This window comes from Azonexus sp. IMCC34842 (assembly GCF_050368855.1).
In the GTDB taxonomy this organism is placed as follows: Bacteria; Pseudomonadota; Gammaproteobacteria; order Burkholderiales; family Rhodocyclaceae; genus Azonexus; species Azonexus denitrificans_A.
In genome coordinates, this window is sequence record NZ_CP178449.1 from 4299310 (window position 1) to 4319239 (window position 19930).

The 19930-nt window shown below is 64.7% G+C and carries 18 protein-coding genes; 12 read left to right on the forward strand and 6 right to left on the reverse strand.

Annotated features, from left to right (window positions below; all coding sequences use genetic code 11):
• Positions 1-15 precede the first annotated feature (15 nt).
• From ACLIKD_RS20565 to ACLIKD_RS20575, 3 genes are all read left to right on the forward strand, one after another.
• On the forward strand, positions 16-624 hold the full coding sequence (locus ACLIKD_RS20565; RefSeq protein WP_428826495.1) for a c-type cytochrome: 609 nt from the start codon (positions 16-18) through the stop codon (positions 622-624).
• 122 nt (positions 625-746) lie between these two features.
• Positions 747-1664, forward strand: coding sequence for a recombination-associated protein RdgC (locus ACLIKD_RS20570; protein WP_226471779.1), 918 nt, complete (start codon positions 747-749; stop codon positions 1662-1664).
• On the forward strand, positions 1661-2044 hold the full coding sequence (locus ACLIKD_RS20575; protein WP_428826496.1) for a YchJ family protein: 384 nt from the start codon (positions 1661-1663) through the stop codon (positions 2042-2044). The genes ACLIKD_RS20570 and ACLIKD_RS20575 overlap by 4 nt, the downstream gene beginning before the upstream one ends.
• 24 nt (positions 2045-2068) lie before the next feature.
• On the opposite strand, the gene ACLIKD_RS20580 is transcribed toward ACLIKD_RS20575, so the two are convergent.
• Positions 2069-5131, reverse strand: coding sequence for an ATP-binding protein (locus ACLIKD_RS20580; RefSeq protein ID WP_428826497.1), 3063 nt, complete (start codon positions 5129-5131; stop codon positions 2069-2071).
• 188 nt (positions 5132-5319) lie between these two features.
• Here ACLIKD_RS20580 and ACLIKD_RS20585 point away from each other — a divergent pair, with 188 nt between their 5' ends.
• The 3 genes from ACLIKD_RS20585 to ACLIKD_RS20595 all read left to right on the forward strand — a co-directional run bounded on the left by ACLIKD_RS20585 (position 5320) and on the right by ACLIKD_RS20595 (position 9217).
• Complete coding sequence (locus ACLIKD_RS20585; protein ID WP_226471776.1) at positions 5320-6690, forward strand: sigma-54-dependent transcriptional regulator; 1371 nt, start codon at positions 5320-5322, stop codon at positions 6688-6690.
• A 28-nt stretch (positions 6691-6718) separates the two neighbouring features.
• Positions 6719-8740 carry a sensor histidine kinase gene (locus ACLIKD_RS20590; RefSeq protein WP_428826498.1) on the forward strand — a complete coding sequence of 674 codons (2022 nt, stop codon included), beginning with the start codon at positions 6719-6721 and terminating at the stop codon, positions 8738-8740.
• 69 nt (positions 8741-8809) lie between these two features.
• A complete protein-coding gene (locus tag ACLIKD_RS20595; protein ID WP_428826499.1) occupies positions 8810-9217 on the forward strand; it encodes a YidB family protein in 408 nt (135 codons plus the stop codon).
• A gap of 194 nt (positions 9218-9411) precedes the next feature.
• Here the strand turns inward: ACLIKD_RS20595 and hemW are convergent, their stop codons facing one another.
• Genes hemW through ACLIKD_RS20620 form a run of 5 tightly spaced genes read right to left on the reverse strand, consistent with a single transcriptional unit; the run spans position 9412 to position 13802 of the window.
• The gene (gene hemW / locus ACLIKD_RS20600) at positions 9412-10626 is read right to left on the reverse strand and encodes a radical SAM family heme chaperone HemW (protein ID WP_428826500.1); all 1215 of its coding nucleotides are present in this window, start codon (positions 10624-10626) and stop codon (positions 9412-9414) included.
• A 4-nt stretch (positions 10627-10630) separates the two neighbouring features.
• Positions 10631-11218, reverse strand: a complete 588-nt coding sequence (rdgB, locus tag ACLIKD_RS20605) for an RdgB/HAM1 family non-canonical purine NTP pyrophosphatase (RefSeq protein WP_428826501.1) — start codon at positions 11216-11218, stop codon at positions 10631-10633.
• Positions 11215-11931 (reverse strand): ribonuclease PH, encoded by a 717-nt coding sequence (gene rph, locus ACLIKD_RS20610; RefSeq protein WP_428826502.1) that lies wholly within the window; start codon positions 11929-11931, stop codon positions 11215-11217. Before rph ends, rdgB begins: the two co-directional genes overlap by 4 nt.
• A 9-nt stretch (positions 11932-11940) precedes the next feature.
• On the reverse strand, positions 11941-12858 hold the full coding sequence (locus ACLIKD_RS20615; RefSeq protein ID WP_226417450.1) for a PP2C family protein-serine/threonine phosphatase: 918 nt from the start codon (positions 12856-12858) through the stop codon (positions 11941-11943).
• Positions 12855-13802, reverse strand: a complete 948-nt coding sequence (locus ACLIKD_RS20620; protein ID WP_226417449.1) for a serine/threonine protein kinase — start codon at positions 13800-13802, stop codon at positions 12855-12857. Before ACLIKD_RS20620 ends, ACLIKD_RS20615 begins: the two co-directional genes overlap by 4 nt.
• A 77-nt stretch (positions 13803-13879) precedes the next feature.
• Between ACLIKD_RS20620 and ACLIKD_RS20625 the strand changes: the two genes are divergently transcribed.
• The 6 genes from ACLIKD_RS20625 to ACLIKD_RS20650 all read left to right on the forward strand — a co-directional run bounded on the left by ACLIKD_RS20625 (position 13880) and on the right by ACLIKD_RS20650 (position 19852).
• A complete protein-coding gene (locus tag ACLIKD_RS20625) occupies positions 13880-14746 on the forward strand; it encodes a YicC/YloC family endoribonuclease (protein ID WP_428826503.1) in 867 nt (288 codons plus the stop codon).
• A 96-nt stretch (positions 14747-14842) separates the two neighbouring features.
• The gene (gene gmk / locus ACLIKD_RS20630) at positions 14843-15451 is read left to right on the forward strand and encodes a guanylate kinase (RefSeq protein ID WP_428826504.1); all 609 of its coding nucleotides are present in this window, start codon (positions 14843-14845) and stop codon (positions 15449-15451) included.
• 14 nt (positions 15452-15465) lie between these two features.
• Positions 15466-15672, forward strand: a complete 207-nt coding sequence (rpoZ, locus tag ACLIKD_RS20635; protein ID WP_226417446.1) for a DNA-directed RNA polymerase subunit omega — start codon at positions 15466-15468, stop codon at positions 15670-15672.
• Positions 15673-15693: 21 nt separating this feature from the next.
• Entirely contained in the window at positions 15694-17847 is a 2154-nt protein-coding gene (locus tag ACLIKD_RS20640; protein ID WP_428826505.1) for a RelA/SpoT family protein, read from the forward strand.
• A complete protein-coding gene (locus ACLIKD_RS20645; protein ID WP_428826506.1) occupies positions 17844-19097 on the forward strand; it encodes a D-amino acid dehydrogenase in 1254 nt (417 codons plus the stop codon). Before ACLIKD_RS20640 ends, ACLIKD_RS20645 begins: the two co-directional genes overlap by 4 nt.
• The gene (locus ACLIKD_RS20650; protein WP_428826507.1) at positions 19091-19852 is read left to right on the forward strand and encodes a TatD family hydrolase; all 762 of its coding nucleotides are present in this window, start codon (positions 19091-19093) and stop codon (positions 19850-19852) included. Before ACLIKD_RS20645 ends, ACLIKD_RS20650 begins: the two co-directional genes overlap by 7 nt.
• The last annotated feature ends 78 nt before the right edge of the window (positions 19853-19930 follow it).

The window sequence follows — 19930 nt, forward strand, 5'->3', positions numbered from 1 at the left end:
AAAACAGGGGTAATCATGAAGTTCAAACAAATGTTTTTTGTGCAGTTCGCCACGCTGCTGCTCGCCTCGACCGTGGTGCAAGCCGCTGAACGGAGCGGCAAGGAAGTGGTCGATTCGGTCTGCGTGGCCTGTCACGCGACCGGCAAGGACGGCGCGCCGAAGATCGGCGATCAGGCCGCCTGGGCGCAGCGCGCCGCCAAGGGTCTGGACAAGCTGACGACCAACGCCATTGCCGGTGTCCGCAACATGCCGGCGCACGGCGGCCAGGCCGCGCTGACCGATATCGAAATGAGCCGTGCCGTCGGCTACATGGTGAGCGGCGGCCAGGCGGCCGATACGAACAAGGCCTACAGTTCGCCGAAAACCCGTTCCGGCCAACTGGTGGTCGAGGAGCGCTGTCAGGATTGCCACGCCAGCGGCAAGAATGGCGCCCCGAAGCTGGGTGACATGGCGGCCTGGAAACCGCGTCTGGCCAACGGCGTCGCGCCGCTTGTCAAGTCGGCGATCGGCGGCCACAAGGGCATGCCGGCGCGTGGCGGCCTGGACAATCTGAGCGACGCCGAAGTCCGTGCGGCGGTCGAATTCATGGTCGGCCAGACCGGCGGAGCCGGCACCAAGAAATAAATTTTCCGCGCTCCTTTCCGGGGCCGGTAGCGAACCTCTGCCAGCGACTGTTTGCCGATGGTGGAGGTTTCTGTTTTTCACTGCCGTATTTTGCGGCGCATTCCCATTCAGAGTATTTCGCCATGTGGTTCAAAAATCTTCAGCTTTACCGTTTACCGACGCCGTGGAACATCGATCTTGCCAAGTTCGAGGAACAACTGGCGCGCGCCCCGTTCGTCAAATGCCCGAGCAATCAGCCGATGAGTCGCGGCTGGGTTTCGCCGCGCCAGGATGGCGCTCTGGTCTACTCGTCAAACCAGCAGTGGCTGGTGGCGCTGGCCGTCGAGCAGCGCCTGCTGCCCTCGTCGGTGGTCAATGAGGAGGTCAAGGAGCGGGCCGAGGCGATCGAAGCCCAGCAGGGCTATGCCCCCGGCCGCAAGCAGTTGAAGGAGCTGCGCGAACGGGTCACCGAAGAACTGATGCCGCGCGCCTTTACCCGCCGCCGCAAGACCTTCGTCTGGATCGATCCGCAAAACGGCTGGTTCTGCGTCGATGCCGGCAGTCCGGGCAAGGCCGAGGAAGTCATCGAGCACCTGCGGCACTGCCTCGACGAATTCCCGCTGACCATGTTGCATACCCAGATTTCGCCGCAAGCGGCGATGGCCGACTGGCTGGCCGGCGGCGATGCACCGGCCGGCTTTACCATCGACCGCGACTGCGAACTGAAGGCGGCCGGCGAGGAAAAGGCGGCGGTCCGCTATGTCCGCCACGCGCTCGACGGCGACGAGATCAGCGGCGAGATCAAGGCTCACCTGGCCAGCGGCAAATTGCCGACGCGCCTGGCGCTCACCTGGGATAACCGGATTTCCTTCGTCCTGTCGGAAAAGCTCGAAGTCAAACGCCTGGCCTTCCTCGACCTGCTCAAGGAAGAAGCGGAAAAGAGCGCCGAACGGGCCGACGAGCAATTCGATGCCGACTTCGCGCTGATGACCGGCGAATTCGTCCGCTTCCTGCCGCAATTGGTCGAGGCGCTCGGCGGCGAAGTCGTCGAAACGCCGTGAACGTCTGTCCCTGCGGCAGCGGCAAGCCCTACGCCGGCTGCTGCGGTGGACTACACGCCGGAACCATCGATGCGCCGAGCGCCGAGGCGCTGATGCGCTCGCGCTACAGTGCCTACGTGCTCGGCCTGGAGCCTTATCTGCTGGCCACCTGGCATGCCTCGACCCGGCCCGCCGCGCTGGGCCTGGCCGAGGAAAGCGCTACCAAGTGGCTGGGCCTGGAGATCAAAGGGCGGCAGATGCCGGACGCCAGCCACGCCACCGTCGAGTTCGTTGCCCGCTACCGGGTCGCCGGGCGCGGCCACCGGCTGCACGAAATCAGCAATTTCATCCGTGAGGCTGGGCGTTGGTTCTACGTCGACGGCGACGTGCGCAGCCAATAGGCTGGCTCGGCCCGCCGCCCCGCTTCAAACCGGCGGCGGGTTTTGCGCCGGCCGGTGGCGCTGCAGCACTTGGCGCAGCTCCTGTTGGTCGATCGGTTTGGCGATATGGCCGACCATGCCGGCCGCCCGGCATTTTTCCCGCTCTTCGGCGAAGGCATGCGCCGTCTGGGCAATGATCGGCAAACCGGGGGCGAGCGCCAGGATCTGGCGCGCCGCTTCATAGCCATCGATGCCCGGCATCTGGATGTCCATCAGGACGATATCGTAGGCCGCAGGTCCATCCTGGCGGACCCGTTCAACCGCCGCCAGGCCATCGCCGGCCAGCGTTACCCGGGCGCCATCCAGCGTCAGGTTTTCTTCGAGTATCGCCTGGTTGGCACTGTCGTCGTCGACGACCAGAATCGAAAGGCCGGCCAGTGAGCCGGCGCCGGCCGGCAGTGCGGCATCCGGCTGGTCGGCCGGGGGCACGGCGAGCCGCCCGGAGGGGATGTAGGGCAGGCGAAATTCGACTGTGGTGCCGACGCCGGGCTCGCTGATCACCCGAATCTCTCCGCCCATCAAATCGAGTATCTGTTTGCTGATCGCCAGGCCGAGACCGGTGCCGCCGTAACGGCGGGTCGATGAAGCATCGGCCTGTTGAAAAGGATTGAACAGCATGGCGAGCTGTTCTCCGCTCATACCGATGCCGGTGTCGGTGACCCGGAATACCAGTTGTTCGTCCTGGCGGGAGAGCGATAGCGTGACACTTCCGGCGGGGGTGAACTTGACCGCGTTGGAGAGCACGTTGAGCAGGACCTGGCCGATGCGCAACGGATCGCCGATGCACAGTCCGGGAAGGTCGGCGGCCAGCCGGACCCGTAGCTCGAGTTGTTTGGCCTGGGCCTGGTCGCGCACCAGATCGAGCGCATGGCTGACGATCTCGGCTGGAACCAGGTCGATTTGTTCGATGTTCAGCTTGCCCGCATCGAGCTTCGAGAAGTCGAGGATGTCGTTGATCACGCCGAGCAGGCGCTTGCCGGAGGTGCGGATCTTGGCAAAGGCATCGCGTGCCTTGTCGCTGTTGTCGTAGTGGCGATAGCCGATATCGGCGAAGCCGAGCACGCCATTGAGCGGGGTGCGGATCTCGTGACTCATGTTGGCCAGGAACTCGCGCCTTATCCGGGCCAGGCTCTCGGCGGCAAGCAGTGCCCGTTCACGGGCCTGGGCCGCCGCCCGCTGCTCGCTGACATCGACGAAACTGGTTACCGCGCCGATGATTTCACCGTTGCGCAGCATCGGGTGGGTAGCGTACATCACCGGTACGGCGTGGCCATCGGCATGCCAGTACACCTCGTTGTCGACGCGCACCTGCTGACCCAGTTTGAGCGCCCGCAGGCCGGGGCATTCCGCTGCCGGATAGGGCGAGCCGTCGGCCCGGCTGTGATGGAACAGCGGATGGACCGGGCGGCCGATGACCTGCTCGGCCCGGTAGCCGAGCATGGCGCAGGCCGCCGGATTGATGAAAGTGATGATGCCGTTGCGGTCGCTGCCGTACAGCCCGTCGGCACTGGAGTCGAGAATGTGGCTGGCCCGCGCCTCGGTTTCCATCAGCGCGGTGGTCCGTTGCTGGACCAGTTCCTCGAGATGGCGGCGGTGCTGTTGCAGTTCGGCTTCGCTGCGCTTGCGCTCGCTGATGTCGCGAAACACATTGACGGCACCGCTGACCCGGCCGTCGAGTTCGACGGCGGCCACCGTGAATTCGACCGGGAAGCAGCTGCCATCCTTGCGCCAGTAGAGATCGTCATTGACTTGCCGACGCGCCCCGTCGTGCAGGGTTCGCGAAACCTCGCAATCGGCAGGCGCATAGGGGTTGCCATCGGCCTTGTGATGGTGGGTTGTGGCGTGCAGGTCGAGGCCGACTCCTTCGTCGGCAGCCCAGCCCAGCATCTTGCGGCCGGCCGGGTTCACGAAGACGACCTTGCCGGCCAGATCGACGCCGCAGATGCCTTCGCCCGCCGAGGCGAGAATCAACTCGCTCTGCCGCTGCGCCTCTTCGGCGAGCCGCTTGGCCTGTTCGAGTTGGCCGGTATAGTCGGTTTCCTGACGGAGCAGGGCGGCATGGTCGGCCTCGCGCCGTTGCCAGCCGCGGTAAAGCAGGAGCGCCGAGAACAACGAGGTGACGATGAATATGACAGCCAGCCCGATAAGGTTCCGCGCGTCGTTGCGCGCTTCGGCCAGGTAATCGTCGTCGGCCAGGCCGACCACCAGGTAAAGCGGATAGGAATTTATCCGGCGGAAATGGTAGGCGCGGGAAATGCCGTCGACGCCGGAGCGGGTGTGATAAGTGGCCGTTTGCGGCGGCGACTCGAGCAGGGCATGCAACTCGGCGGAGGGCGTCGTCGCTCCTGCCGAAGCACCGCGGGCATCGTCCCTGGCGTAGCGGGCGATCAGATTGGTGTGGTCCCACAGGCCGATATTGCCCTTGGGTCCGAGGTCGATCTTGGCGAACAAGTTGATGAACTGATCGATCGTCACGGCGACGTGGACATCGCCGGCGAAGGAGCCGTCCGGATTGTCGATGCGCCGCCCCAGGGTGATCATCTGCTGCTGGGCGGCTCGCCCCATCAGGGGTTGGGAGAAGACCAGGCCGGCTGCCGGATCGTCGCGCAGGCGGATGAACTGGGGGCGGTCGGCGATGCTCGCATTGGCCACCCGGACGCCTTTGGCGCCGTGCCGGATGATCCCGTCGGCGTCCACCACGCGCAGGCCGAGCGCCTCGGGAATATGGGCATCCTGCTGGGCGAGGAAGGCGGCCAGCGCCTTGTCGTCGATCCCGCCGTTGGCCATCTGGCGGGTCACCTCGTCTCTGACCGAGAGCAGGGTGATGTCGATCTTGCCGATGAAGCCGACCAGCGCTTCATCGAGGATCTTGGCGTAGTTTTCGGTCAGGGTTATCGCCTGGATCTCTTCGCGTTCGCGCCGTTGCTCGATGACCAGCGCAACCATGACGACCACGAACAGATTGATCAGCAGGGTGCCGATCGCCAGCGATCGAACGAAGCGACGACGGCTAAGGATCGATCGGTCCAGGCTTGCAACGGCGTTCATGCTTCCCCCAATCAGAATGTCACCATCATTCTTGTTTTCGATATTGCCGTAGACCTTCACTATGACAGGGATTGCAGCCCGGCGCCACGGCTGCGCCGGCATTTTGCGGGGGAGCCGTTTTGTTTGCGGTTGGCGGTTGCTTCGCTGGCTGCGCTTTGCGATGATCCGGGGAATATCTTGGAGGAACGATGGATACGAAGCTCGCGCCGGTGATTGAAGCGCCATGGAAGCAATACTCGCTGCTGGTGGTCGATGACGAACCGGGCATGCGCAGTTTTCTGCAGCGCGCCTTGACGCCGCGCTGTGGCGTGGTCGATGCCGCCGACAGCATCGAGCAGGCCGAGCCGATGCTGCGCCGGCGGCTCTACGATCTGATCGTGCTCGATATTGCGCTGCCCGGGCGCTCCGGTATCGACTGGCTGCACCAGTTGCGCGACGAGGGTTATGCCGGCGAGGTGGTGATGATGACCGCCTATGCCGACCTCGACACGGCGATCGATGCGATGCGCGCCGGAGCGGCCGATTTCCTGCTCAAGCCGTTCTCGCTGGCCCAGGTGCTGAATGCCATCCAGCGCTGCTTCGAGCGTTCGACGCTGGTCCGCGAGAACTTCGTGCTGCGCCGCGAAGTCAGCGAACGCTCGGCCGATATCGAAGGCATGATCGGCTCCTCGGACGCCATGACCGAAGTCTGCGAGCGGCTCAAACGCATCGCGCCGACGCCGGCCACCGTGCTGCTCACCGGCGAATCCGGCACTGGCAAGGAAGTCGCGGCGCGCGCCCTGCACCGGATGAGCAATCGGGCGAACGGCCCGTTCGTGCCGGTCAACTGCGCGGCGATTGCCGCCGAGTTGATCGAATCGGAGCTGTTCGGCCACGTCAAGGGTGCCTACACCGGCGCCCAGCACAGCCGCGAGGGCCTGTTCTACTACGCCCGGGGCGGCACGCTGTTCCTCGACGAGATCGCCGAAATGCCGCCGGCCGCCCAGGCCAAGCTGCTGCGCGTGCTGGAAGAGCGGCGCATCCGGCCGGTCGGTTCGGAACAGGAAATCCCGGTCGACGTGCGAGTCATCGCGGCGACCAATCGCGACCTGAAAGTCGAGGTCGCCGCCCAGCGTTTTCGCCAGGATCTCTACTACCGTCTGCAGGTGGTCGAAGTCACGCTGCCGCCGCTGCGCGAGCGGCCGGAAGATCTGCCGCTGCTGGTCGAACATTTCATCAGCCAGCTGGCGCCTTATCTCGACGTGCCGCGGCTGGCGCTCGACGGCCGAACGCTGGCCCGGATGGCGGCCTATGACTGGCCGGGCAATGTGCGCGAACTGAAGAACTTCGTCGAGCGCTCGCTGATTCTCGGCTGGTTCGATCTCGGCCCGGAACCGAAGGCGAGCAGCGCGCCAGCCGGGGCCATCAACGAAACGCTGGAGGCGGTCGAAAAACGCCACATTCTCGCCGTGCTCGCTGCCTGCGAAGGCAACAAGTCGGAAGCCGGCCGCCGCCTCGGGGTGTCGCGCAAGACGCTGGATCGCAAGTGCCAGGCCTGGGGTCTGGCCGAAATGCATTGAGTACGCTGTCATAACGCCGCTCCGGCCGATGCCCGCCAGCCTGTTGACGCCGCCCAGCCGGCGGTCGATTCGCGTTCGCCTGCTGCTCCTCGCCCTGCTGCCGCTCGGCATCGTGCTGCCCTTGCTGGTGGCCGTGCTGGCCATCTGGGGCGGCGACTACCTCGACCGGCTGCTGATCACCAAGGTGCAGGCCGATCTGGCCGTCGCCCATGGCTATTACGAACGGGTCGCCGCCGGCGTCGGTCGCTCGGTCGAAGGGCTGGCCGGCTCGGCGCGCCTGGCCGGCGCCTTGCAGCGCCCGGGCGGCCAGCGTGCGGCGGCGGTCGACGGCGTGCTGGACGATGTGCGGCGCGGCCAGAAGCTCGATTTCCTGCATTTTTTCGATATCGAACGCAGCGCCGCCGAAGCCTCGGCCTGGCCGGTGATCAAGGCGGCCCTGGCCGGTACGGCGGGCACCGAAACCGAGCTGTTCTCCGCCGCCCAACTGGCGGCGATCGACCCGGAGCTGCCGGCCAGGGCCTTGACCCCGCTGCTGGCGACGGTCAGCGCCAAAGCCGATAGTCGGCAGGTCGAAGATCGCGGCCTGGTCATTCACAGTGCCGCGCCGGTGCACGCCGCCGACGGCCGGCTGCTCGGCGTGCTGGCCGGCGGGGTGCTGCTCAACAAGAATCTGGCTTTCATCGACCGGCTGAACGAGATCGTCTATCCCGAAGGCGCCTTGCCCTTCGGCAGCGCCGGCACGGCGACGCTGTTTCTCGGCGACGTCCGGGTGGCGACCAATGTCCGCCTGTTCGAAGGCGGCCGGGCGATCGGCACACGCGTTTCGGCGGCCGTGCATCAGGCGGTGCTCAACGAGGGGCGCACCTGGCTGGACCGCGCCTTCGTCGTCAAGGACTGGTACGTCTCGGCCTACGAACCGCTGAGCAATGAGCGGGGCGAGCGCATCGGCATGCTCTATGTCGGTTTTCTCGATGGCCCCTTCGCGCAGGCCTGGCACCAGGCCTTTGCCGTCGTCGTCGGGCTGTTCGCGCTGGCCATGGGCGTGGCCGGCATCTTCGCGGTGCTCTGGGCGCGGCGCGTCTTCAAGCCGATCGAGCGCATGCACGCGACCATGCACGCCATCGAGCAGGGCGATGCCGATGCCCGGGTCGGCGCAGTGGCCAGCCAGGACGAGCTGGCCGTCGTCGCCGAGCATTTCGACCGGCTGCTTGACCGTCTGCAGGCGCAGACCCGGTCGCTGAAACGCTGGGGGCAGTCGCTCGATGCCAAGGTGGCCGAGCGGACGGCCGAGCTGGTGCAGGCAGTGGCCGACCTGAAAGCGGCCCAGTCGCAACTGGTGATGAACGAAAAACTGGCGGCGATCGGTCAGCTGACGGCCGGTGTCGCCCATGAAATCAATAATCCGGTGGCCGTCATTCTCGGCAATCTCGATGTGCTGCGCGACATTCTCGGCCCGGCGGCCGAGCCGGTGGCGCCGGAGATCCGGCTGATCCACGAGCAGGTGCACCGGATCCGGCTGATCGTCGCCAAACTGCTGCAATTCGCCCGGCCGCAGGACTACGTCGGCTATCTCGAACCGGTCGCCCCGACACCGCTGGTCCAGGACAGTCTGGTGCTGGTCGGCCACCTGCTGAAGAAGGGCAACATCGCGATCAAGCAGCATTTCGAATCGACCCGGCATGTGCTGTGCAATCGCAACGAACTGCAGCAGGTGCTGATCAACCTGCTGGTCAATGCCATCCAGGTCATGCCGGACGGCGGCGTGCTGACGCTGGCGGCCGAGGACTGGGACGAGGCCGACATGCCGGTCGGCCTCAAGCTGGTCGTCGCCGATACCGGGCCCGGCCTGACGCCACCCGAGCGCGAGCGCCTGTTCCAGCCTTTCTACACCGCCAAGAAGCCAGATGGCACCGGGCTCGGCCTGTGGGTCAGCCTGTCGCTGATCGAGCGTTACGGCGGCCGGATCAGCGTGGACAGCGAGCCCGGCCACGGTTCGCGGTTCACCGTCTGGCTACGCTTCGAGCCGCTGGCGCTGGAACGTATCGTCTAGCAAATTTCACATTTCCTTTCACATTTGTGGACTAGGATGAAGGAACCTCAATTCCTTGTGGAGATCATCATGGGACTTCTTGATTCGGTAGTTGGTGCGCTGGCCGGTGGCCAGCCGGGCGGCAACAACGCGCTGCTCGAAACGGTGATGCAGCTGATCAACAACCCGCAAACCGGCGGCCTGGCCGGCTTGATCCAGTCTTTCCAGCAGGGCGGATTGGGGAATATCGTCAATTCCTGGGTGTCGACCGGCGCCAACCTGCCGGTTTCGGCCGAGCAGATCCAGAACGTGCTCGGCAACTCGCAGCTGCAAGGCCTGGCCGCGCAACTCGGAGTCAGTCCGGAGCAGGCTTCGGGCAATCTGGCCGAGTTGCTGCCGCAACTGGTCGATAAGCTGACGCCAAACGGCCAGGTGCCGCAGGGTGGCGATCTGATGGCACAAGGCCTCGATCTGCTGAAGGGCAAGCTGTTCGGCTGATGGCCTTTGGTCATGCGGCGCTATGTCGCATCCGCCGATCCGGAATATGCGTTTAGCATTGGTTCCGGTCCTGCTTCAACGCGGGATCGCCCTGAAGCCTGTTGTTTTCGGCCCCGCGCTTACCTGGCGGGGCCGTTTTTTTGTAACGCGTCGGTTGCCGCTTTCGGCCGTCGTCTGATGAACGGCCGCTGAGCTCAGCTTTCCAGGAAGCGTTCGAGCAGCACGTTGAGGAAGCGCCGGCCCTTCAGCGTCGGCGCGATGCGTTCCGGGCCGATCTCGAGCAGGCCTGCCGCTTCGGCGGCGCGCAGTTGCGGCAGGATGCGCTGTAGCGGCTGCGCCGTACGCGCTTCGAACAGGGCCGGGTGAAAGCCGTCGGCCAGGCGCAGCGCGTTCATCATGAATTCGAAGGGCAGGCTGGCCGCCTCGACCTGGGTCTCTTCCTGCACCGGCTGGCCGCGGCCGATGTTCTCGAGGTAAGCCTTCGGGTGTTTCCAGCGCATCTGGCGCAGGACGCGGTCGTGCAGCGTCAGCTTGGAATGCGCCCCGGCCCCGATCCCTAGGTAATCGCCGAAATACCAGTAGTTCAAGTTGTGCCGGCACTGCTTGTCGGGCCGGGCGAACGCCGAGGTTTCGTAATTGCTGAAGCCGGCGACGGCCAGCCGTGCTTCGATGGCATCCTGCATGTCGGCGCACAGATCGTTTTCCGGCAGCTCCGGCGGGAAGGCGGCGAAGCGGGTGTTCGGCTCGAGGGTCAGCTGGTAGCAGGAGAGGTGCGCCGGGGAAAATCCCAATGCGCTGTCGACGTCGCTGAGCGCCTGTTCCAGCGTCTGGCCGGGCAGGCCGTACATCAGGTCGAGATTGAACGAAGGGAAATGCTCGCCGGCCAGTTGCGCGGCGCGCTTCGCTTCGGCGGCGCCATGGATGCGGCCGAGGGCTTGCAGGTGCGCGTCGTTGAAACTCTGGATGCCGAGCGACAGCCGGTTGACGCCGGCTGCCCGGAAACCGGCGAACTTCGCCGCTTCGACCGTGCCGGGGTTGGCTTCCAGGGTGATTTCGGCATCCGGCGCCAGCATGGCCAGCGCCCGGAAGGCGCCGATCAGCTCGTCGATGGCGGCCGGCGAGAGCAGGCTGGGCGTCCCGCCGCCGAAGAAGACGCTGACCACCGGCCGACCCCAGATCAGCGGCAGGGCGGCTTGCAGGTCGGCGATCAGGGCGGCGACATAGTCGCGCTCGGGAATCGTCTCCGGCGCTTCGTGCGAGTTGAAATCGCAATAGGGGCACTTCTGGACGCACCACGGGACATGGACATAGAGCGCCAGCGGCGGCGAGACGCGGAACTCGAGGGGCGCGGCGCCCAGGGGGCCGGTGGCCGGCCCTTTGTCCGGAAAAATGGGGATGGTGCGGGCCACGGAATTACAGGGTCGGCAGGCGGGCGATCAGCTGCTGCATGGCCAGGCCGCGATGCGACAACTGGTTCTTGACCGCGGCGTCGAGTTCGGCGGCCGTCTGGCAATGCGTCGGCACGTAGAACAGCGGGTCGTAGCCGAAGCCGTCGGCGCCGCGCTGGGCTTCAAGAATGACCCCGTGCCATTGGCCTTCGGCGATGATCGGTTGCGGATCGTCGGCGGCGCGGACGAGCACCAGCACGCAGGCGAAATGGGCGCGCCGGTCGGTTTGTCCGGCCAGTTCGGCGAGCAGCTTGGCGTTGTTGCGGGCATCCGATTTCGGCTCGCCGGCATAGCGTGCCGAATAGACGCCGGGCGCCCCGCCGAGGGCGGCGACGCACAGCCCGGAATCGTCGGCCAGGGCCGGCAGGCCGGACAACTGGGCGGCGTGGCGGGCCTTGGCCAGGGCGTTTTCGACAAAGGTGCAGTGCGGCTCTTCGGCTTCCGGAATGCCGAGTTGCCCCTGGGGAATGACCTCGAAGCCGAGCGGCGCGAGCAGCGCGTTCAGCTCCTTCATCTTCTTGGCGTTGTTCGAGGCGAGGACGAGCTTTTTCATGAAGCGAGGGCGCTCTGCTGGGCGGCGATCAACTGGCGGATGCCGGCTTCGGCAAGGTCGGTCAGGCTGTTCATCTGCAGCCGGGTGAACGGCTCGCCTTCGGCCGTGCCCTGGATTTCGACAATGCCGCCAGAGCCGGTCATGACGATATTCATGTCGGTATCGCAATTGGAGTCTTCCGGGTAGTCGAGGTCGAGCACCGGCGAGCCTTGGTAGATGCCGACCGAGACTGCGGCGACATGGTCGCGCACCGGGTTGGCCGGCAGCTTGCCGGCCTTGACGAGCTTTTCGCAGGCTTCGTAGAGGGCGACCCAGGCGCCGGTAATCGAGGCGCAGCGGGTGCCGCCGTCGGCCTGCAGAACGTCGCAGTCGAGGGTGATCTGGCGTTCGCCGAGCGCCTTCAGGTCGGTGACGGCGCGCAGGCTGCGGCCGATCAACCGCTGGATTTCCTGGGTGCGGCCGGTCTGCTTGCCCTTGGCCGCTTCGCGCGACGAACGGGTGTGGGTGGCGCGCGGCAGCATGCCGTATTCGGCGGTGACCCAGCCCTGGCCCTTGCCGCGCAGGAAGGGCGGCACGTTTTCCTCGACGCTGGCGTTGCACAGGACGCGGGTATCGCCCATCTCGATCAGTACCGAACCCTCGGCATGACGGGTGAAGTTGCGGGTCAGGCGGACCGTGCGGAGTTGGTCGGGCTGGCGTTGGCTGGGGCGCATGAAATGTCCTTATTTTTTGGGATTGAATTTGTCGATGGCGGAGCGGATTTCCTCGATCGCCTTTTCGATTTCGTCGTCGGTCAGGTCGCTCTTGTAGGCCGGATTGCGGCCGAATTCCTCGAGCCGCGTGGTCACTTCGTCCTGGGTCATGGTCTGGGTCGAGATGGCGCTGCTCGCCTCGTCGACATAGCTTTCTTCCCAGCGCACGGCAACGGCGGACAGGTTGTCGCCGTGCGGCCCGCCCTTGGTTTCCGCCTGCGCCAGCAGTAGCGGCAGGGCGTGCAGCAGGTTGGCGCCCTTCAACGCAATGGCCATCAGTTCGCCGGAGGTGACGCCCCACAAACCATCGGTGCACAGCAGCAGGATATCGCCATGTTCGAGCGGGGTCTTGCGCGAGAACTCGATCTCCGGCGGCGTCGGGCTGCCCAGGCAACTGTAGATCTTGTTGCGGTCCGGGTGCACCGCCGCCTGCGTCTCGGTGATCATGCCTTCGTCGACCATCAGCCGGACGCGCGAGTGATCCCGGGTCTGGGCAATCACCCGCCCGGCCCGCATCAGGAACAGCCGGGAATCGCCGGCGTGCGCCCAGTAGGCGATGTTGTCCTGAACGATGCAGGCGACGCAGGTGGTGCGCGGCGTGTCCTTCAGGTGATGGCGCGCCGTGTAGTCGAGAATGGCATGGTGCGCATTGGTGATGCTCTTCTGCAGGAAGCGGAAGGGGTCGGCGAGCAGCGGCCGGGCTTCGCGCTGGAAGGCGTCGGCCAGCGTCTGGATGGCGATCTGCGCGGCGATTTCGCCGTAGTGGTGGCCGCCCATGCCGTCGGCGGCAACCATCAGCAGCGCATCGCGCGAGTAACAGTAGGTGGTCCGGTCCTCGTTGTTGGCGCGCCCACCCTGCCGGCTTTCCTGATAGATGGTGAATCTCATTTATTCGGCTTCCTGAGTTTGTCGACGAAGCGGCCGAGCCAGTTGGGATTGATTTTCGGCTCCGGCGGCGTGACGGTTTCGACCAGGGCTTTCTGCAGCGCGAAGACGCTTTGCGGTCGGTAAAGATGGTTGAGGTTCAGGCACCAGTCGATGATCTCCAGCAGGCGATCGGAGAACTGGCCGTCCCAGCGCAGCATGGCCGGTACCAGGGTGTCCTTCTTCAGGCGCTCGTCGGCCGCTTGCGGCGCGCAGCCGGCCAGGCAGGCATACATCGAGGCGCCGACGCTGTAGATGTCGCTCCACGGACCGAGATCCTTGCGTCCGCCGTAGTGTTCCGGCGACGCGAAGCCGGGCGTGTACATCGGCTTGAGCATCGGCTGGTCGGTCGACAAGGTTTGCCGGGCAGCGCCGAAGTCGATCAGTACCGGGGTGTTGTCGGCCCGCAGGTAGATGTTCGACGGCTTCAGGTCGAGGTGCAGCAGCTTGTGCGAATGGACTTCGCGCAGGCCGTTGAGCATGCGGGTGAAAACGCCGCGGATGAAACGCTCGGAAATGTGTCCCTGGTGTTTCTGGATGAACTCCTGCAGCGTGCGCCCGTGCTCGTATTCCATCACCATGTAGACGGTGTCGTTGGAGCGAAAGAAATTCAGCACGCGAATGACGTTCGGGTGCGACAGCCGGGCCAGCGAACGGCCTTCCTCGAAGAAGCACTTCATGCCGTAACGGAAGGCGCCGAGGTGCTCGCTGGTGATCACCGGCTTGACGTCGCCCTTGCCGCGCAGCGCCAGGCTGTTCGGCAGGTATTCCTTGATGGCGACCTGCCGGCCCTCGGGATCGGTGGCGAGGTACACGATCGAAAAGCCGCCGAGCGAGAGCTGGCGGTCGATGGTGTACTCTTCGAGCGGGTAGCCGTTAGGTAGCGGCTGATTGGCTTGTTGCGCCATTGATCTCGCGGTTATGATGCAGTGTCAGGCATTTTCGGGCGTGTTGTCCGGCCTGTAAAGCTGAAGAGGCGCCAACAATGATTAGTAGTATGACCGGTTATGCCGTCAAAACGCGCGATGTCGAGCGCGGATCCCTGCAATTGGAATTAAAAAGCGTCAATTCGCGCTACCTCGATTTTCATTTCCGAGTTACCGAAGAGTTGCGTTCGCTGGAAATGCCGCTACGCGAACTGCTCGCCAGCCGCCTGACGCGCGGCAAGGTGGAATGCCGACTGGCCTTCAATGCGACCGCGGCGCGCGGCGACCAACTGCAACTCAACGACGATCTGTTCGCCTCGCTGAAAAACCTCAACGACCGGGTGCGCGGTGAAATGCCCGAGGCTAGGGCGCTGTCGGTAAACGACGTGCTGCGCTGGCCGGGGATGTTCGGCGACCAGAGCATCGACTTTGTCGCCCTCGGACCCGAAGTGATGGCGCTGGCCCGCGAAGCGCTGGCCGATTTTTCGGCAACCCGGGGCCGCGAAGGCGAAAAGCTGGCAGCGATGATCGTCGACCGCGTCAATGGCATGCGCGAAATCGTCCGTCAGGTGGCGCCGCGCATTCCCGAAGCCCAGGCCCTGTTCACCGACAAGTTGCGTCAGCGTCTGACCGAGGCGCTGGGCAACGCCAGCGATGACCGCATCCTCCAGGAAGTCGCCGTCTTCGCGACGCGCATCGATGTCGCCGAAGAACTCAGCCGCCTGAACACCCATCTCGACGAAGTCGAACGCGTGCTGAAGCAGGGCGGCGCGTGCGGCAAGCGCCTCGATTTCCTGATGCAGGAACTCAATCGCGAAGCCAATACGCTGGGTTCGAAGTCGGCGATCACCGAAGTGTCGCAGGCGGCGATGGACCTCAAGCTGCTCATCGAGCAAATGCGCGAACAGATTCAGAACCTGGAGTAGTTTTTATTTTTTTGATGGGCAACGGCCGTCTGGCCTTGCCGTGAGTGAAGCGGCCGCCGGCAGCGGCCGCTGACAATTTTTTGCTGGAAATGCGCTATGGCCGGAAATCTCTATGTTGTCGCCGCCCCCTCGGGGGCTGGCAAAACGACGCTGGTGCGTCTGTTGCTGGAACAGGAAGCGACGGTCCATCTGTCGATTTCCTCCACGACGCGCGCCCCGCGCCCCGGCGAGCAGGACGGCAGGGAATACCATTTTGTCGAGGCCGCCGAATTCCAGGCGATGATTGCCCGCGAGGAATTCCTTGAGTGGGCCGAGGTGCATGGCAATTTCTACGGCACCTCGAAGAAGTGGATTGCCGACCAGCTGGCCGCCGGCCACGATGTGTTGCTGGAAATCGACTGGCAGGGGGCGCAGCAGGTGCGGGCCTTGTTCCCGGAGGCGATCGGGGTCTTCATCATGCCGCCCTCGATGGAGGAGCTGACCCGTCGATTGACCGGGCGCGGCACTGACAGCGCCGACGTCATCGCCCGCCGATTGTCCGCGGCACAAGCCGAGATGCGCCATGTCGGGGAATTTGACTATGTTATTATTAACGACCAGTTGGCTCAGGCACTGGATGATTTGCGTGCCGTGGTGCGCGCTTCCAGCCTGACCATCTCGGCGCAGCGTGCCCGTCACGCCGCCCTTTTTGCTCGAATGATCTGATTTAGAGGTTTTACATGGCCCGCGTTACCGTCGACGATTGCATGAAACGAATTCCCAACCGCTTCCAGATGACCTTGGCTGCCGCTCACCGCGCCCGTCAACTGGCCAACGGCGCCACCCCGTTCGTCGATCCGGAGAAGGACAAACCGACCGTCATCGCCCTGCGCGAAATGGCGATCGGCAAAGTCGGTCTGGAAGTGCTCAACCGCGGTCAGGCCTGAAGGTAGGGGCGGTGAAGATAGATGGGTTCAACGCCGTCGCCTCTGCCGCCCGCTTCTGAGGAACCCGCCTACCGGGTTTTCCTTGATAGTCTCGATTATCTAGCGCCTGCCGATGTAGAACGTATCAAGGCGGCGTATGTCTTCGCCGAACGCGCCCATGCGAACCAGAAACGCATGTCGGGCGAAGCCTACATCACACATCCGCTGGCCGTTGCCGGCGCCGTCGTCGAGTGGCGGATGGATGCCGATGCCGTTGCCGCGGCCTTGCTGCACGACGTTCTCGAAGATACCGGGACGACCAAGCGCGAACTGGCCGACAAATTCGGCAAGGAAGTCGCCGAGCTGGTAGATGGCCTGTCCAAGCTCGACAAGATGGAATTCGCTTCCTACCAGGAAGCCCAGGCCGAAAATTTCCGCAAGATGCTGATGGCCATGGCGCGCGATCTGCGCGTCGTGCTGATCAAGCTGGCCGATCGCCAGCACAATCTGCAGACGATGTCGGCGATGCGTCTCGACAAGCGCCAGCGCATCGCCCGCGAAACCCTGGAAATCTACGCGCCGATTGCCCTTCGTCTGGGCCTGAACAAGCTCTACCGCGAATTGCAGGACACCTGCTTCCGTCTGATCCACCCGCATCGCGCCGAGGTGCTGACCAAGGCGCTGAAAGCGGCGCGCGGCAATCGCAACGAGCTGCTGGTCCGCATTCTCGACGGCATCGAAGGCAAGCTCGAGCACGCCGGCTTGAAAGCCGAGGTATTCGGCCGCGAGAAGAGCCTGTATTCGATCTTTCGCAAGATGCGCGACAAGCACCTGTCGTTTTCCCAGGTCTTCGACATCTATGGCTTTCGCGTCGTCGTCGAGAACGTGCCGACCTGCTATCTGGCGCTCGGTGCCTTGCACAGCCTGTACAAGCCGGTGCCCGGCAAGTTCAAGGATTACATCGCGATTCCCAAGGCCAACGGCTACCAGTCGCTGCACACCACGCTGATCGGTCCCTACGGCACGCCGGTCGAGGTGCAGATCCGGACGCACGACATGCACCACGTCGCCCAGGAGGGCGTCGCCGCGCACTGGCTCTACAAAGACAGCGAAGACAGCGGCGCCGACCTGCAGGTCAAGACGCACAAATGGCTGCAGTCGCTGCTCGAAATGCAGGGCAACGATTCGGCCGAGTTCTTCGAGAACGTCAAGATCGATCTGTTCCCGGACGAGGTCTACGTCTTTACGCCCAAGGGCAAGATCATGGCCATGCCGCGCGGCGCGACGGTGGTCGATTTCGCCTACGCCGTGCACACCGACGTCGGCCATCACTGCTCGGCAGCCCGCATCAATCAGGAACTGGCGCCGCTACGCACCGAACTGCACAATGGCGATCTGGTCGAGATCATCACCTCGCCACAAGCCAGCCCCAATCCGGTCTGGCTGACTTACATCAAGACCGGCCGGGCGCGCAGCAAGATCCGCCACTTCCTCCGCACCATGCAGAACGAGGAGTCGGCCCGTCTCGGCGAACGCCTGCTACGCCAGGAACTGCTGTCGCTCGGGGTGGTGCCGATTTCGATCCCGGACGACGCGTGGAATCAGATGGTCAAGTCCGGCGGCCAGAAATCGATCGAAGAGGTATACACCGACATCGGCCTCGGCAAGCGCCTGCCGTCGCTGGTTGCCCGACGCCTGCTGGCGCGCGAGGACATGTCGCCGGATATGCCGAGCAACATGACGCTGGCCATCCACGGCACCGAAGGTATGGCCATCCAGTTGGCCCGCTGCTGCCAGCCGATCCCGGGCGATCCGATCATTGGCTCGATCAAGAAAGGTAGTGGCCTGGTCATCCACACCCACGATTGTCCGACCATCCGCAAATCGCGCTCGGCCGAGCCGCAGAAGTGGATCGACGTCGAATGGGAGCCGGAGGACGGCAAACTGTTCGACATCCGCATCAAGGTCGAGGTCAAGAACACGCGCGGCGTGCTGGCCCAGGTCGCGGCGGCGATTGCCGAGGCCGGTTCGAATATCGAACATGTCTCGATGGATTCCGACCCGGAGCGCCTGTTCACCTTGCTCCGCTTCACCATCCAGGTCGCCCATCGCAATCATTTGGCAGCCGTCATGCGCGGCATGCGCCATATTCCTGAAGTGACCCGCATCGTTCGGGAACGGGGGAACGAGGTTTGAAGGTTCTCGTACTGGGGGCCGGCGTCATCGGCACAACGAGTGCGTGGTATCTGGCGGAAGCCGGCCATCAAGTCACCGTGGTCGATCGGCAAGCGGTGGCGGGCCAGGAAACCAGTTTCGCCAACGGCGGCCAGATTTCGGTCTCGCATGCCGAGCCCTGGGCCAATCCGCACGTCCTGCCGCAGGCCATCAAATGGCTGGGCCGCGAGGATGCGCCGCTGCTCTGGCGCTGGCGGGCCGATCCGGCCCAGCTGGCGTGGGGCCTTCGCTTCCTGGCCGAATGCCTGCCCGGCCGGACGCGTCGCAACATGGCCGCGATCGTCGCCATGGCGCTCTACAGCCGGCAGCAATTGCAGGCCTTGCGCCAGTCGCTGGGCCTCGAATACGACCACCTCGAGCGCGGCATCCTGCATCTGTATACCGACAGCGACGAGTTCGCCGCGGCGAACCGGGCCGCCCAGGTGATGCGCGAGTTCGGGCTCGACCGGGACACGGTCGACGTCGATCAATGTCTGGAAATTGAACCGGCCCTGAGCGCCGCCAGGCACCGTCTGGTCGGTGGCGATTACACGCGTTCCGACGAGTCCGGCGACGCCCACAAATTCACCCGGGCGCTGGCCGAGCGGGCGCAGGCGGCGGGCGTCGATTTTCGTCTCAATGTCAGCGTCGACCGCATTGCGCCGGGCGGCAGCCAGATCGCCGGCGTCGTGGTCAGCGGCGAGGGCGGCCCGGAATTGCTCACCGCCGATGCCTATGTCGTCGCCCTCGGCAGTTACTCGCCGCTGCTCGTCAAACCGCTCGGCATCAGCCTGCCGGTCTATCCGGCCAAGGGCTACTCGGCGACGTTGACGCTGGCCGAAGGGGCGTTGGCGCCGACCGTCAGCATTACCGACGATGCCCACAAGCTGGTTTTCTCGCGCCTCGGCAACCGCTTGCGGATTGCCGGTACCGCCGAGTTCAACGGCTACAACCTCGATCTCAACCCGGTGCGTTGCCAGGCGCTGATGCAGCGCACCCGCGAACTCTTCCCGCGGGTCGACGTCGAGGGCGAACCGGAGTTCTGGTGCGGCCTGCGGCCGGCCACGCCGTCCAATGTGCCGTGCATCGGCCGGACCCGCTACAGCAATCTGTGGCTCAACACCGGCCATGGCACGCTGGGCTGGACGATGGCCTGCGGTTCGGGCGCCTCGCTGGCCCGACTGATGAGCGGCCGCCGCGCCGAACCGGAATTTCCCTTTATTCGATGCTGATCGACAGCCACTGCCATCTCGATGCGGCCGAGTTCGATGCCGATCGTGACGCGGTGTATGCGGCGGCGTTGGCGGCAGGCGTCGAACGGATGGTGATTCCGGCGGTGGCGGCCAACGGCTTCGCCCAGGTCAAAGCCGCCGTGGCCCGCTACCCGGGCTGCGTCGCGGCCTACGGCATTCATCCGCTGTTCGTGACGCAGGCCGGCGAGTCCGATCTCGTCGTGCTGCGCAACTGGGTGGTCGAGGAAAAGCCGCTGGCGCTCGGCGAAATCGGGCTGGATTTCTATGTCGTCGACAGCGACCCGCGGCGCCAGGAATTCTTCCTGGTCGAACAACTGAAACTGGCCCGCGAATTCAATTTGCCGGTGTTGCTGCATGTCCGCCGCTCGGTCGACGCGGTGCTCAAGCAGTTGCGCCGGATAGCCGTGCCGGGCGGCATCGCCCACGCCTTCAACGGCAGCCGCCAGCAGGCCGAAACTTTCATCAGCCTCGGCTTCAAGCTCGGCTTTGGCGGCGCCATGACCTACAGTGGATCGACGCGCATTCGCCAACTGGCGGCGAGCTTGCCGCTTGAGTACATCGTCCTCGAAACCGACGCCCCCGACATGCCGCCGGCCTGGTTGAACCGGGGACGCAATGCGCCGGCCGAGTTGCCGCGTATTGCGCAAACCCTGGCCGACCTGCGTGACTTGCCGCTGGCGCAGATTGTTGCGCAAACCGGCGCGAATGCCCGCAGCGTATTGCCCGGACTTTAAGCCGGCCCGGTTATTTTTTGCCAGTTTGATCTGCGCCAAATATGCGCAAACGCTGATCAAGTAAATTGGGCCATCGGG

Bases quoted from the DNA above. Each gene is read 5' to 3' on its own strand.
- ACLIKD_RS20565 (WP_428826495.1), top strand. From the start codon at position 16: ATGAAGTTCAAACAAATGTTTTTTGTGCAGTTCGCCACGCTGCTGCTC.
- ACLIKD_RS20570 (WP_226471779.1), top strand. From the start codon at position 747: ATGTGGTTCAAAAATCTTCAGCTTTACCGTTTACCGACGCCGTGGAAC.
- ACLIKD_RS20580 (WP_428826497.1), bottom strand. From the start codon at position 5,131: ATGAACGCCGTTGCAAGCCTGGACCGATCGATCCTTAGCCGTCGTCGC.
- ACLIKD_RS20585 (WP_226471776.1), top strand. From the start codon at position 5,320: ATGGATACGAAGCTCGCGCCGGTGATTGAAGCGCCATGGAAGCAATAC.
- ACLIKD_RS20590 (WP_428826498.1), top strand. From the start codon at position 6,719: ATGCCCGCCAGCCTGTTGACGCCGCCCAGCCGGCGGTCGATTCGCGTT.
- ACLIKD_RS20595 (WP_428826499.1), top strand. From the start codon at position 8,810: ATGGGACTTCTTGATTCGGTAGTTGGTGCGCTGGCCGGTGGCCAGCCG.
- rdgB (WP_428826501.1), bottom strand. From the start codon at position 11,218: ATGAAAAAGCTCGTCCTCGCCTCGAACAACGCCAAGAAGATGAAGGAG.
- rph (WP_428826502.1), bottom strand. From the start codon at position 11,931: ATGCGCCCCAGCCAACGCCAGCCCGACCAACTCCGCACGGTCCGCCTG.
- ACLIKD_RS20615 (WP_226417450.1), bottom strand. From the start codon at position 12,858: ATGAGATTCACCATCTATCAGGAAAGCCGGCAGGGTGGGCGCGCCAAC.
- ACLIKD_RS20620 (WP_226417449.1), bottom strand. From the start codon at position 13,802: ATGGCGCAACAAGCCAATCAGCCGCTACCTAACGGCTACCCGCTCGAA.
- ACLIKD_RS20625 (WP_428826503.1), top strand. From the start codon at position 13,880: ATGATTAGTAGTATGACCGGTTATGCCGTCAAAACGCGCGATGTCGAG.
- gmk (WP_428826504.1), top strand. From the start codon at position 14,843: ATGGCCGGAAATCTCTATGTTGTCGCCGCCCCCTCGGGGGCTGGCAAA.
- rpoZ (WP_226417446.1), top strand. From the start codon at position 15,466: ATGGCCCGCGTTACCGTCGACGATTGCATGAAACGAATTCCCAACCGC.
- ACLIKD_RS20640 (WP_428826505.1), top strand. From the start codon at position 15,694: ATGGGTTCAACGCCGTCGCCTCTGCCGCCCGCTTCTGAGGAACCCGCC.
- ACLIKD_RS20650 (WP_428826507.1), top strand. From the start codon at position 19,091: ATGCTGATCGACAGCCACTGCCATCTCGATGCGGCCGAGTTCGATGCC.